The organism is uncultured Jannaschia sp., from assembly GCF_947503795.1.
Taxonomy (GTDB): Bacteria; Pseudomonadota; Alphaproteobacteria; order Rhodobacterales; family Rhodobacteraceae; genus Jannaschia.
On record NZ_CANNEZ010000001.1, the window covers coordinates 1207214 to 1219121 of the forward strand.

Below are 11908 nucleotides of genomic sequence, written 5' to 3' on the forward strand. Positions count from 1 at the left end.
ATGCCGCCGGATGGGCCTGCGGGTGCGACGGTCGCGGCGGGCGCCCATTCGGCGCTGCGCGCGGCGACGGATGCGGCCCATGTCGAACTCGACACGAGCATGTCCGCCTTCGATCTGGCCACGCGCGAAGGCTACCGCCGATTTCTCGGCGTCCATGCGGCGGCACTTCCGCCACTGGAGGCGGCCCTGACGGCGGGCGGCTTTGCGGCCATCTGTCCCGGCTGGGCGCCACGCATGGCCCCACTGACCCAAGCGCTCGACCGCATGGCCATCCCGATGCCGCAGGCGCCTTCGCCCGAGCCGTTGGGGGCGGCGATGCTGTGGGGCGTGGCCTACGTACTCGAAGGTTCGCGACTGGGCGGCCGGATGCTGGCGCAGACGGTTCGGGGCGGCGAGGTGGGAGAGGACGCCGATGCGACGGCGTTCCTGACCGATCGCCCGCACCTCTCGTGGCCCGCGTTCAAAACGGCGCTCGGCGCGGCCCTGCCGGATCGGGCCGAGGTCGACGCGGCCATAGACGGGGCGCGGCTTGCGTTCGACCAGTATCTCGATGCCGTCCGTGTCGAGACCGCCGCCGGGTCCGTCACCGCCGCGGGGCCGCACCGCTAGCGCAGGATGTCGCGGCCCATCTGGCGGAAGAGGTCGACGTAATCCAGAAGCACCCAGTTCTCGGCGATCCGCGCATCAGCGACCCTATAGATATCCATGACCCGCAGCGTCAGTTTCGCATCCTGGGCCAGCACCCCGAGATAGGGCGCGCGCATCGTCATGGTCATCGACGGCCAGCCCGAGACGGCGGCGTAATCTCCGTCTCCGATCCGGCAGTAGTGGTTGCCGCCCTTGCGGTCGGGGAAGGCCGTCAGGAACGCGTCGCGATGATCCTTTACGAAGCCGTCCCAGCGAAAGTTCGACCCGATGCCGCAGGGCCCGTACCAGAGCATGTCGTCGGCCCAAGTGCCGCCCTCTCCGGTCTGGCCGGCGGAGCCCTTGGTCTCGGGGTCGTAGACATGCAGCGCGCCCAGCATCCGTTCGACCACGTCGAGGCTGGCCGTCCCTCCGGCACGGGGCGGGCAGAGGCCGTCCTGCGTGGCGGGGGCGGGGAAGGCGATCTCGGTCCCGAGGCCATGGCCGTCCCAGGGATCGCGCCCGGCCTGCCGCATGAGGTCGGGCAGATCGAGGATGATGCGGCTCTCGACGATGTGGCGGCCGTCATCGGACAGCCGGTGGAACTCGCCCGCGCGCAGGAAGGCGAGCTTGCCGGATGGCGCGACACCCCAGAGGGCGCCGTCATGCGTGCCGACGTAATGCGAGACGCAGACCAGCCACTCGCCCCCGGTGTCCCGCCGGTTCGGGCCGCCGATCACGATCAGGTCGCGACGGTGCAGACCCGTCAGCGCCGCGCGCAGCGGGGCCACCACATCGGCCATGATCGCGTCGCGCCCCGCTACGTGGTCGACCGGCGCCATCATGTCCCACGCCGCCTCGGGCGCGAGGATCGACGGGTCGCCGTCGCGGAACAGGCGGGCGAGGCCTTCGGCAAGGGCAGGGCGGGGGTCGGTGGCGGTCATCGTCATGTCGGGTCCCGTGATTTGCGCTTGCCACGGCGGGGAAGGCGCGGCTAGCGTCCTTGCAAACGTATGCACGGGAGGGTGTGGCACGTTCGGATCGGCGTTTGAAGCGTCGATGCGTTGAAACCCGGACCACGCCCCGGCAGGGTGCCCGGGACGATAACCCGGCCCGAACCGGGAGCATGTAATGACATCGACAGGGAGACTACGATGCTGATGAGAAAACTGGCCCTTGCGGGCGCGTTCGCCCTGATGGGCTCCACCGCGATGGCGGCTTGTGCTTTCGAAAACGATGTCGAGGTCAAGTCGCTCTCGGCCGGGTTCGAGGCTTGGAAGGCCGTCACCGATGCGATGGCCGAATGCGGCAATGTCGAAGCCGAGCTCGACCAGGAGTTCCGCACCAAGCAGCCCGCGGCCTTCGCCGCCGATCCGTCGCTCTATGCGCTGGGCGGCGTGTCCAACGGCACGATCACGCCCCTTCTGAACGAGGGCACGATCCGCCCGCTCGACGATCTGGTCGAGCAGTACGGCGCCAATCTCGCGGACAACCAGCTGATCCGCGTCAACGGCGAGATCATGGCCATCGCCATGATGGTGAACACCCAGCACCTGATGTATCGCAAGGACATCTTCGAGGATCTGGGGCTCGAGGTTCCGACCACCTATGACGAGGTTCTCGAGGTGGCGGCCGCCATCCGCGAGGCCGGTGTCGTGGAATACCCGCTGGGTGCCACGATGATGTCGGGCTGGAACCTGGCGCAGGACTTCAACAATATGTTCGTCGGCTACGGCGGCACCTTCTACAACGACGACTCGACCCCGGCGGTGAATTCCGAGGCGGGCGTGCAGGCGCTGGAAATGATGAAGGCCCTGACCGAGTATATGGACCCCGAGTACCTCGTGTCCGACTCGACCTACGTCCAGCAGCAGTTCCAGCAGGGCAAGATCGCCATGGCGAACCTCTGGGCCTCGCGCGGCGGGGCGATGGACGACGAAGCCGAAAGCGACGTCGTGGGCCTTGTCGGGTCCGCCGCCGCACCGATTGCGGTCGAGGGCGGCGTGCCCGCGACGACGCTCTGGTGGGACGGCCTCGTGGTCGCGCGCAACATCGACGACGCCACGGCGGAAGCCGCGTTCCGCGTCGCGATGGAAGGTCTCGACGAGACGATGGTGACGGCCAACAACGACGACGCCATCTGGCTCGTCGGTGGTTACCAGCCTTCGGAAATGGCCTCGGGCGCCATCGCCACGGCCACCGCGCAGCCGGCCCCGCCGAGCTATCCCTCGACCAGCCAGATGGGCCTGATGCACACCGCGTTGGGCAACGAGCTGCCCTCCTTCTTCACGGGCGAACGCTCGGCCGAAGAGGCGCTGGCCGCCGTCGAGGAGGCCTATACCTCGGCCGCGCAGGAAGCCGGTCTTCTGGAGTAGGACCTTCCGCAGATCGCGGGGCGGGCGCGAACCCGCCCCGGCTGGACGCCCGGCCCTCGCGAAGGGGCCGGGCGTTCTTCATTCGGGCCCGAGCGGTGGCGTCAGTCCACGCGGCGGGCGACGATGCCCCGGCTCGTCCGCGAGGGCGGCCCCGAGGGGAAGGCGTAGGTCCGCAGGACCTCGAACCCGGCTTCGCTCAAGAGCCCCAGAATCTCGTCGCGACCGAAGGTGCGATGGCGCCACTGGAGCCAGATGATCGCGTTGCACCAATGGGGCTTGGACACCACGAGATGCAGCCGCCCGCCGGGCCGGAGGATGTCGCGCATCTGCCGCAGCGCCTCGAGCGGGTCGGGGCAATGCTCGATGACGTGGGCGGCCAGCGCCTCGTCTGCCGGTGCGACGGCCGCTTCGCCGAGCAATCCATGGACGAGGCGCGGCGTCACGCCCCGAGCGCGAAGCGCGGCCTCGCCCCGTTCCAGCATCGCCGCACTCGGGTCGAGCAGGGTCAGAGCGCCGGGGGCACCGTTGATCGCGACCCAGGCATCCGCGAGCGCCGCCGTCCCCGCCCCGATATCGACCACATGCGCGGCGGGGGACGCTTCAGCCTGCGGCGTCGACAGGAACCCGAGATAGGCGTCGTAATATCCCAGCGCCCGCATCTTGTCGCCCCAGCGGGGCGCGGCGCTGTCATAACCATGGGTGAGGGAGGGGGCGGTCTGCGTCATCGTGCGACCCTGCCCGACCGGGCGCGAGAGTTCCAGTTCCGGCGCGCGATCCGAGACTGCGGGGGGGGTTGGTCGACGCACGGCCTGGCCATGCTCGACAAGGCTTCGGACCTATCCGATCGCGGCTTGCTATCCGAGACGGGCCCGCCGCGATCCCGGCACCGCGCGAAAAGCCGTGACAGGATTGACTACGTATGCAACGCTTCCCTCGAGGGACAGCGGCCGGGGGGCGGTGCCATGAAGTTCAAGACCTTCGCGATGTTCGTCGGACCGTCCGTCGTGCTGATGCTGCTCTTCATCGCGTTCCCGCTGGTCTCGGTCTTCATCAACTCGTTCCAGGTGACCAATCCGGTATTCCAGACGCAGGAGGTCGAGACCTGCACGCCCGGCTTCCTGACGCAGACCTGTACGACCGAGGTCAAGACGATCCCCGTTCTCGACGAGGACGGCGACCCGATCCGCGTGACGGAATGGGTCGGGTTCGGAAGCTATGCCAACGTGCTGGGCGGCCAGCGGGCGATCGATGCGATCACGTCCTTCGATTTCGGCGCATTGCTGCGGATCGATTTCTGGAAGGCCCTCCGCTTCACGCTGACCTTCACGCTGATCACCCTGCCGCTCGTGCTGGGCCTCGGCCTCGCGATCGCTGTCGTGGTCAACAACGCGACGCGGACCGTGAAAGGCCCGGTCATCTTCGTCTCGCTCCTGCCGTTCATCATCACGCCCGTGATCGGCGCGCTGTCGATCCGCTGGCTGTTCTACGGCGACGGGATCGTGACGATCTGGCTGGAAGCGCTCTTCAACACCAATCTCAGCGTCGCGGCCAATGGCTGGGCGATCGAGTTCCTGATGATGTTCTACCGCGTCTGGCACGTGGCACCCTTCGCCTTCGTGATCTTCTACGCGGGCCTTCAGACCGTGAACCAGGACACGCTGGAAAGCGCGATCATCGACGGCGCCTCGCGTTGGGAGCGGCTGCGCTACGTGGTCATCCCGCACCTGATGCCGCTGATCGTGTTCATCACGCTGATCCACCTGATGGACGCCTATCGCGCCTTCGAAGAGGTGATCGGCTTCTCGTCCGAAAGCTACCGCATCACGCTGCAATACCTGACCTACGATTACCTGACGCCGGACGATGCGGGGAACCGCGCGGTGTCCTCGGCCAGCGCTTCGGCCATGCTGACGATGATCGGGGTGGTCGTGCTGCTCGCCGCGCCGCTGCGGCGCACGTGGCGCGATCACAAGGGCGGATGATGTCGACACCCACCAGAGAGAAAGTCTGAGCCCATGTCGGACGCAAGCATCCCCCGCGCCATGCGGCAGCCGTTCTCGCTCAAGCTGGCGTCGAACCTGTTCCTTCTGTTCTGGCTCTTCCTCGCGGCCTTCCCGCTGGTCTGGGTGCTGGCGATGTCGTTCAAATCGCCGGTCGATGCATTCTCCTCCTCGGCGTGGAACGTCATTCAGGGGCCGCGCACGATGTCGGATGGCAACGGCCTGTCGATCGTGGACATCGTGCTGGGGATCGGGGTCGCGTGGCTGGCGATCAAGGCCGCGACCAAGTGGCTGATGCCGATGGCGGCGGGCGAGGGGACGCTGCAGAAGATCTTCAGCTGGGCGGTCATCGCCCTGGGCTTCGCGGTCCTCTTCATCCTCGGGTTCTTCGTGGTGATGCCGTGGATCGCCGAACCGATCGAAAGCCTGCTCGGCCCGATCGGCCAGCCGATCCTCGGGCTGACGACCGAGCATTACCAAGCCGTCTGGGTCGAGAACGCCTTCTACGAGAACTTCCGCAACTCGATGATCGTCACGCTGGGTGTCGTCACCGTCTCGCTGACCGTGGGCACGCTCGCGGGTTACGGCCTCGCCCGGTCGGGCAGCACCTTCGCCTTCTGGATCCTGATCATCGCCCTGATCTTCCGCGCGCTGCCCCACTCGGTGCTGGTTGCGGGCTATCTGCCGGTCTTCATCAACTCGGCCGAGATCCTGTCACCGATCCTGGGCGAGAACGCGCCCACCCTCTACGGCCAGCCGCTGGCGGTGATCGCCGTGCTCGTCTCAATCAACCAGCCCTTCACGATCTGGATGCTGCGCAGCTTCTTTCAAAACATTCCCGTCGATCTGGACGAAAGCGCCCGCGTCGACGGCTGCACCCATTTCCAGGCATTCCGCTGGGTCATCATGCCGGTGATGTGGCCGGGGGTCATCACGACCGGGCTCTTCAGCTTCCTTCTGGCGTATAACGACTTCCTCGTGACCTCGCTTCTGCTCGACGCGTCGAACCAGACCATGGTTCCGGCCATCGCGGGGTATTTCAACCGCGAGACGACGACCACCGATCAGGTCGAGGCGATCGCGGCGGCGGTGTCGATCACCGCACCGCTCTTCCTCTTGGTAATGATCTTCCAGCGGCAGATCGTGTCGGGCCTGACGGCGGGCGCGGTAAAAGGCTAGGTCCAGTCACCGCGGCCCGTGCCGACGGCCGCGGCGACGTTGTCGAAGCCGTCCCGCGCGAGCAGGCGATCGAGCCCCGTCGCGATCTCTGCGGCGAGGCGCGGGCCTTCGTAAACCAACGCCGTATAAAGCTGCACCGCCGAGGCCCCGGCGCGGATCTTGTCGTAGGCCTGCCGCGCCGATCCGACCCCGCCGACCCCGATCAGCGGCATCTCCGGCAGGAGGGTCGAGAGCTGCGCCAGCACCCGCGTCGAGCGCTCGAAGAGCGGCTGACCCGAGAGACCGCCCGCCTCGGTCGCATGGCCCGCGGACAGACCCGACCGGTCCAGCGTGGTGTTCGTGGCGATGACGGCATCAACGCCCGCGCAGGCCTCCGCCAGCTCGGCCAGCTCCGCCTGCGACAGATCGGGCGAGATCTTGAGAAAGAGCGGCACCCGCCGCGGCAGCGCATCGCGCGCGGCCCTCACCCCGTCCAGCAGCGCGCGCAACGCCGCAGCACCCTGCAGGTCGCGCAACCGCTCGGTGTTGGGGCTCGAGACGTTGACGGTCGCGAAATCGACATGCGCGCCGCAGGTCGCGAGGACGCGGGCGAAGTCCTCGGCGCGGTCCGCGCTGTCCTTGTTGGCCCCGAGGTTGAGACCGATCACCGCGTCGCGCGGCCGTTCGGCCAGGCGGACGGCGATGGCGTCCATGCCGTCATTGTTGAACCCGAAGCGGTTGATCGCTGCGCGGTCCTCCGTCAGCCGGAAGAGGCGGGGGCGGGGATTGCCCGGCTGCGGGCGCGGCGTGGCGGCGCCGACTTCGATGAACCCGAACGCGGACCCGGCCAGACCCGCCAGCGCGGTGGCGTTCTTGTCGAACCCCGCCGCAAGGCCGATCGGGTTCGGCAGCTCCAACCCGGCCACGGTCGTGCGCAACCGCTCGGAGGTGAGCGGACCGCCGCGCGGCCCCAGCCCGGCGCGGAGCGCGGCGAGCGCCAGCCCGTGCGCCCGCTCGGGGTCGAGCCGGTGCAGAAGGGCGAGGGCGACGCGCTCCGGCGTCATTCCATCCCGGCGGGAAAGTCGTGGGTGCCGTCCACCAGGGGCAGGGGCTGGGCCCACGCGACCTGGTCGCGGCGGAGCGGCGCATAGAGATGCGGGAAGTCCTCGCCGCCCCGCGACGGCTCCCAGCGCAGGTTCGGGCCAAGCGCGGTCTCGTCGACGGCGACGAGCCAGAGCCCCTCGACCCCGGCGAAGTGCTTCGCGGCCGTCTCGGCGACCTGCGCGGCGGTCGAGAAGTGGATATAGCCGTCGGCCAGGTCCACGGGCGCCCCGAGCGTCGTCTCGTCGGCCTTGAGCGCCTCCCATTCGGGCGTGCGAAAGAGCTTGTAGATCATGGATCGGGCAGATGCCCGCGCGTCGACGCGGCGTCAAGCGCGGGCTGCCGCATATCGCTTTGACAGACCCCCGCCTTGCGCGCACCATCGCGCCATCCAACCTGAGGGGGTTTCTTTCGATGAACCGTTATCTGACCGCCGTTGCCACCCTGGCCATCACCGCGGGCACCGCCGCCGCCGACGGGCATGCGGCCTACACGCTGAACATCCTGCATATCAACGATCTGCACAGCCGGATCGAGCCGATCAACCGCTTCGACAGCACCTGTTCGGCCGAGGACGACGCGGCGGGTGAATGCTTCGGCGGCGTGGCCCGGATCAAGACCTTCATGGACGGCAAGCGCGCCGAGCTGGAGGGCGAGAACGTCATCGTGCTTGATGCGGGCGACCAATTCCAGGGTTCGTTGATGTACACGACCTACAAGGGTGACGTGGAAGCCGAGATGATGAACGCCATCGGATTCGATGCGATGGCCGTGGGCAATCACGAGTTCGACGACGGCCCCGAGCAGCTGGCCGAGTTTGCCGGCGAAGTGGATGTGCCGATCATCTCGGGCAACCTCGATCTCAGCCAGTCGAACGTGCTGGGCGAAGATCAGGTCGCTGACCACATCGTCCTCGAGGTCGGCGGCGAGCGGATCGGGATCATCTCGGCGCTGGCGACCGACACGGTGGAGACCTCGAGCCCCGGGCCGAGCGTCATCTTCCAGGATGAGATCGAGGCGTTGCAGGCCGATGTCGACGCGCTGACCGCCGATGGCGTCACCAAGATCATCGCGCTGACCCATGTCGGCCTGCCGATGGATCGCCGGATCGCCGAGAACGTCACCGGCCTCGACGCGATCGTCGGCGGCCACAGCCACACGCTCTTCTCGAACACCGAGGAGGGGGCCGAGGCCTATCCCACGATGGTCAACGACGTGCCCATCGTGCAGGCCTATGCCTATTCCAAGTATGTCGGCCACCTCGTGCTGGCGTTCGATGCCGAAGGCAATGTGATCTCGGCGGAAGGCGACACCAACCTGATCGACGCATCGGTCGAGGCGGACGAGGCCATCGCGGCCCGGATCGCCGAACTCGCCGGTCCCATCGAGGAGCTGAAGTCGCGCGTCATCGGTGAGGCGACGGATGTGATCGAAGGCTCGCGCGAGGTCTGCCGGGCGATGGAATGCGCCATGGGCAACCTCGTGGCCGACGCCATGCTCGACCGCGTGGCCGATCAGGGCATCGTCGTGGCGATCGCCAATGGTGGCGGTCTGCGCGCATCCATCGACGCGGGCGAGATCACCATGGGCGAAGTCCTGACGGTGCTGCCGTTCCAGAACACGCTGGCCACCTTTACCGCGACCGGCGAGACGATCCTCGCCGCGCTCGAGAACGGGGTCAGCGAAGTCGCTGACGGTGCCGGCCGCTTCCCGCAGGTCGCGGGCATGTCATATGCCTTCGACGCGGCCGCCGAACCCGGCAGCCGGATCAGCGACGTGATGATCGGCGGCGAGCCCCTCGATCCGGCGGCGACCTACGGCGTGGCGACGAACAACTACGTTCGCAACGGTGGCGACGGCTACGGGATGTTCTCGGATGCCGAGGATGCCTATGATTTCGGGCCGGGCCTCGAGGTCGTGGTTGCCGACTACATCGCGGCACAGGGCGGAAGCTACACGCCGGCCACCGATGGGCGCATCGTGGCCAAGTGACCGCAATGCCCTGATTTAAAGGGTATTTGAAGAACCGCATGCCGGGCCATTGGTCCGGCATGCGGCTTTCCAGCTTGCTGATTGGAGTTGACCCTGTTACGTCTGCAAAGGCGGCGTTGCGTAACTGGCAGGGTCGCGGCGCATTACGATCAGGATCGTGACATGCTGGCTGCCACCCCATTCAATCAGATCGAGCGGCTGGCCGCGATCCGGCGCTATGACCTGGGGACCCAGCATCATTCCGGCGTGTTCGACGGGATGGTCGAACTGGCCGCCCAGATTTGCGATTGCCCCATCGCACTCGTCTCCATCGTGCACGAGGCCGATCAGCGGTTCGAGGCGCGCTGCGGCGTCGATCTCGACAGCACGGCGCTCGACAGTTCGATCTGCAGCCACGCGATCCTCCAGGAAGACCTTCTGGAAATCCCCGACACCCGGCTCGACCCGCGCACACGCGACAACCCCTTGGTGACGAACCCCGACGATCCGCTTCGCTTTTACGCGGGGGCCCAGATCGTGACGAATACGGGCATCGTGCTGGGTACGCTCTGCGTTCTCGACCGCGTGCCGCGCACGCTGTCGAAGCGGCAACGGCGGGGGCTCGAAGTTCTGGCCGGCCAGATCATGCGGCGGCTCGAACTGCACGAGGCGATGCGCCAGCAGGACGTCCTCCGGCGCGAGGTCGATCACCGCGTCAAGAACAGCCTCGCCAACGTCACCGTGCTGACACGCATGGCCGCCCGCCAGGCCGTCAGCGAGGAGACGCGGACCGCGCTGGCCTCGGTCGAGCGGCGTATCCAGGTGATGGTCGAGCTGCATGCCGATCTCTACCAGACCGACGAGCCCGAAAAGCCGATCGCTCTGGACGGCTATCTCGGCCGCATCACGCGGCACCTACAGGCCGCCGCGCCGTCGCAGGTCGAGCTGATCGCCGAATTCGAGCCGCTTTCGCTGGTCTCCCGCCAGGCCTCCGCTCTGGGCGTGCTGGTCAACGAACTGGCGAGCAATTCGTGCAAGCACGCCTTTCCCGACGGACGCGCGGGACAGGTCCATCTGCGCGGCGCGATCGAGGGTGGCAACCGCTACATCATTATCTGCGAGGATGACGGCATCGGCCAGGCCGCCCAGCCACCCTTGGGCGAGCGGTCGGGCCTCGGGCTTCGGATCATGCAGGCCTCGGCCACCCAGCTTGGCGGCGAGTTGAAGCTGAGCGCCGGGCCGACCGGCTATCGCGGCGTGCTGGAGTTTCCGCTCTCCGGGCTGTGACGCGATGTGCGGCCGCTACGCCCTGACCTTGCCCCATGACGCGATGGCGCAGGCCTTCGCGGCGAAACCGGCGAACGATCTGCCGGACATCCCCAACTACAACGTCTGCCCGACCGTGCAGGTGCCGGTCGTCGTCGCGGGCCGCCGCCTCGTCTCGATGCGCTGGGGGTTCCTGCCGCATTGGTACGACACGCCCACCGACGGGCCACTCATCATAAACGCGCGGGCCGAGACGATCGCCGAGAAGCCGGCCTTCCGCGCGGCGGTGCGCGAGCGGCGATGCCTCGTGCCCGCGACGGGGTTCTACGAATGGACCAAGGGACCGGACGGCGCGCGGCTGCCGTGGTATTTCCACCCGGTCGAGGCGGAGATGATGGTCTTCGCGGGCATCTGGCAGGACTGGGGCGCGGATCGCATGCCGACCTGCGCCATCGTGAGCTGCGCCGCCGGGCCGACCATGGCCGAGATCCATCACCGCGAGCCGGTCACGCTGGACCCGGCCGACTGGGGCCTCTGGCTGGGCGAGCAAGGGACGGGCGCCGCGCCCCTGATGCGGGCCGCGCCCGAGGGTCGGATCGCACGCTACCGCGTGGCGCCGACGGTCAACTCGAACCGCGCGACGGGCCCCGAGCTGATCGACCCGCTGATCGAGGATTAGTCCGCCACCGCGATCCGAACCTCGTGCAGCTTGAAGGGCGCGGGCGTCACCGGCGGATCGTAGGAGGCGAACTCCACCGCGCCGTCGGCGGTCCAACCCTGCGCGGCCACATGCGCGCGCAGCGCCGCGGCCTTGCTTCGCAGCACCTCGTCGGTCGCGGCCCCCTTGAATGACAGCACTGCGACAGTGCGGGCCGGCACCTCGCGGATCGAGACGCGGGGGTCACGGGGGCGGGGCAGGGTGTCGATCGTCCACTCGGCCGGCATGACGAAGCGCATCGTGTAGGCCTCCGCGCCCGTTGGATCGTCCGTGACCGAAAGGCCCTCGGGTGCCAGCTGGACGGGCGTGGTCATGTCGATCTCGGGGCCATCGCGCTCGGAGGCGAAGATATACGCGGCCAGCCGCGGGAAGAGGTCGTCGTCGACCTCGGACTTGGTGCCGGTCGCGGTCGTCTCGGCGACGATCTGGGCCGCGTAGCGCCGCAACTCGACCTCGCCCTCGGAGGACAGCACCTCGTAGGCCGGGCTTTCGGTTCGGTCCCGCGCGGTGGCGGGCGCCACGATATGCAGGCCGAGATCGAGCATCTGCTCGAGCGCCGTGGAGATCTTCATGCCGTGGTCCTCGCGCGGGTCAGGGGTCTCGAGCACAAGCCGCGGGCCCCCGGCGCGGTTCCAACCGATAGCACTAGCCGGATGTGGAGCGACCCGCGCGTGACGCGCGGGCCGACCAGTCTT

At 67.9% G+C, this 11908-nt stretch carries 12 protein-coding genes; 7 read left to right on the forward strand and 5 right to left on the reverse strand.

Going from position 1 to position 11908, the window contains the following annotated elements:
* On the forward strand, positions 1 to 609 hold the full coding sequence (locus tag Q0833_RS06495; protein WP_298431436.1) for a biliverdin-producing heme oxygenase: 609 nt from the start codon (positions 1 to 3) through the stop codon (positions 607 to 609).
* On the opposite strand, the gene Q0833_RS06500 is transcribed toward Q0833_RS06495, so the two are convergent.
* Positions 606 to 1574 carry an ester cyclase gene (locus tag Q0833_RS06500; protein WP_298431438.1) on the reverse strand — a complete coding sequence of 323 codons (969 nt, stop codon included), beginning with the start codon at positions 1572 to 1574 and terminating at the stop codon, positions 606 to 608. The genes Q0833_RS06495 and Q0833_RS06500 overlap by 4 nt on opposite strands.
* Positions 1575 to 1778: 204 nt before the next feature.
* On the opposite strand from Q0833_RS06500, the gene Q0833_RS06505 reads away from it, so the two are divergent.
* Positions 1779 to 2999 (forward strand): ABC transporter substrate-binding protein, encoded by a 1221-nt coding sequence (locus Q0833_RS06505; protein ID WP_298431440.1) that lies wholly within the window; start codon positions 1779 to 1781, stop codon positions 2997 to 2999.
* Positions 3000 to 3100: 101 nt separating this feature from the next.
* Here the strand turns inward: Q0833_RS06505 and Q0833_RS06510 are convergent, their stop codons facing one another.
* Entirely contained in the window at positions 3101 to 3724 is a 624-nt protein-coding gene (locus Q0833_RS06510; protein WP_298431442.1) for a methyltransferase, read from the reverse strand.
* A gap of 237 nt (positions 3725 to 3961) precedes the next feature.
* On the opposite strand from Q0833_RS06510, the gene Q0833_RS06515 reads away from it, so the two are divergent.
* Both Q0833_RS06515 and Q0833_RS06520 read left to right on the forward strand, forming a co-directional pair.
* A complete protein-coding gene (locus tag Q0833_RS06515) occupies positions 3962 to 4981 on the forward strand; it encodes a carbohydrate ABC transporter permease (protein WP_298431444.1) in 1020 nt (339 codons plus the stop codon).
* 33 nt (positions 4982 to 5014) lie between these two features.
* Positions 5015 to 6178, forward strand: coding sequence for a carbohydrate ABC transporter permease (locus Q0833_RS06520; protein WP_298431446.1), 1164 nt, complete (start codon positions 5015 to 5017; stop codon positions 6176 to 6178).
* Here the strand turns inward: Q0833_RS06520 and Q0833_RS06525 are convergent.
* Positions 6175 to 7221: a quinone-dependent dihydroorotate dehydrogenase gene (locus Q0833_RS06525; protein WP_298431448.1), complete on the reverse strand. Its 1047-nt coding sequence runs from the start codon at positions 7219 to 7221 to the stop codon at positions 6175 to 6177. The genes Q0833_RS06520 and Q0833_RS06525 overlap by 4 nt on opposite strands.
* The gene (locus Q0833_RS06530) at positions 7218 to 7553 is read right to left on the reverse strand and encodes a DUF952 domain-containing protein (RefSeq protein WP_298431450.1); all 336 of its coding nucleotides are present in this window, start codon (positions 7551 to 7553) and stop codon (positions 7218 to 7220) included. The genes Q0833_RS06525 and Q0833_RS06530 overlap by 4 nt, the downstream gene beginning before the upstream one ends.
* Positions 7554 to 7672: 119 nt before the next feature.
* Between Q0833_RS06530 and Q0833_RS06535 the strand changes: the two genes are divergently transcribed.
* The 3 genes from Q0833_RS06535 (at position 7673) to Q0833_RS06545 (ending at position 11174) form a co-directional block, all read left to right on the forward strand.
* Positions 7673 to 9250 (forward strand): bifunctional UDP-sugar hydrolase/5'-nucleotidase, encoded by a 1578-nt coding sequence (locus Q0833_RS06535; RefSeq protein WP_298431452.1) that lies wholly within the window; start codon positions 7673 to 7675, stop codon positions 9248 to 9250.
* 162 nt (positions 9251 to 9412) lie between these two features.
* On the forward strand, positions 9413 to 10516 hold the full coding sequence (locus Q0833_RS06540; RefSeq protein ID WP_298431454.1) for a histidine kinase dimerization/phosphoacceptor domain -containing protein: 1104 nt from the start codon (positions 9413 to 9415) through the stop codon (positions 10514 to 10516).
* Positions 10517 to 10520: 4 nt separating this feature from the next.
* On the forward strand, positions 10521 to 11174 hold the full coding sequence (locus Q0833_RS06545) for an SOS response-associated peptidase (protein ID WP_298431456.1): 654 nt from the start codon (positions 10521 to 10523) through the stop codon (positions 11172 to 11174).
* Here the strand turns inward: Q0833_RS06545 and Q0833_RS06550 are convergent.
* Positions 11171 to 11785, reverse strand: coding sequence for a heme-binding protein (locus Q0833_RS06550; RefSeq protein WP_298431458.1), 615 nt, complete (start codon positions 11783 to 11785; stop codon positions 11171 to 11173). The genes Q0833_RS06545 and Q0833_RS06550 overlap by 4 nt on opposite strands.
* Positions 11786 to 11908 lie beyond the last annotated feature (123 nt).

Excerpts from the sequence above, each read along its gene's own strand:
- Q0833_RS06525 (WP_298431448.1), bottom strand. The coding sequence starts at position 7,221 with ATGACGCCGGAGCGCGTCGCCCTCGCCCTTCTGCACCGGCTCGACCCC.
- Q0833_RS06515 (WP_298431444.1), top strand. The coding sequence starts at position 3,962 with ATGAAGTTCAAGACCTTCGCGATGTTCGTCGGACCGTCCGTCGTGCTG.
- Q0833_RS06510 (WP_298431442.1), bottom strand. The coding sequence starts at position 3,724 with ATGACGCAGACCGCCCCCTCCCTCACCCATGGTTATGACAGCGCCGCG.
- Q0833_RS06540 (WP_298431454.1), top strand. The coding sequence starts at position 9,413 with ATGCTGGCTGCCACCCCATTCAATCAGATCGAGCGGCTGGCCGCGATC.
- Q0833_RS06535 (WP_298431452.1), top strand. The coding sequence starts at position 7,673 with ATGAACCGTTATCTGACCGCCGTTGCCACCCTGGCCATCACCGCGGGC.
- Q0833_RS06495 (WP_298431436.1), top strand. The coding sequence starts at position 1 with ATGCCGCCGGATGGGCCTGCGGGTGCGACGGTCGCGGCGGGCGCCCAT.
- Q0833_RS06505 (WP_298431440.1), top strand. The coding sequence starts at position 1,779 with ATGCTGATGAGAAAACTGGCCCTTGCGGGCGCGTTCGCCCTGATGGGC.
- Q0833_RS06520 (WP_298431446.1), top strand. The coding sequence starts at position 5,015 with ATGTCGGACGCAAGCATCCCCCGCGCCATGCGGCAGCCGTTCTCGCTC.
- Q0833_RS06550 (WP_298431458.1), bottom strand. The coding sequence starts at position 11,785 with ATGAAGATCTCCACGGCGCTCGAGCAGATGCTCGATCTCGGCCTGCAT.
- Q0833_RS06500 (WP_298431438.1), bottom strand. The coding sequence starts at position 1,574 with ATGACGATGACCGCCACCGACCCCCGCCCTGCCCTTGCCGAAGGCCTC.
- Q0833_RS06530 (WP_298431450.1), bottom strand. The coding sequence starts at position 7,553 with ATGATCTACAAGCTCTTTCGCACGCCCGAATGGGAGGCGCTCAAGGCC.
- Q0833_RS06545 (WP_298431456.1), top strand. The coding sequence starts at position 10,521 with ATGTGCGGCCGCTACGCCCTGACCTTGCCCCATGACGCGATGGCGCAG.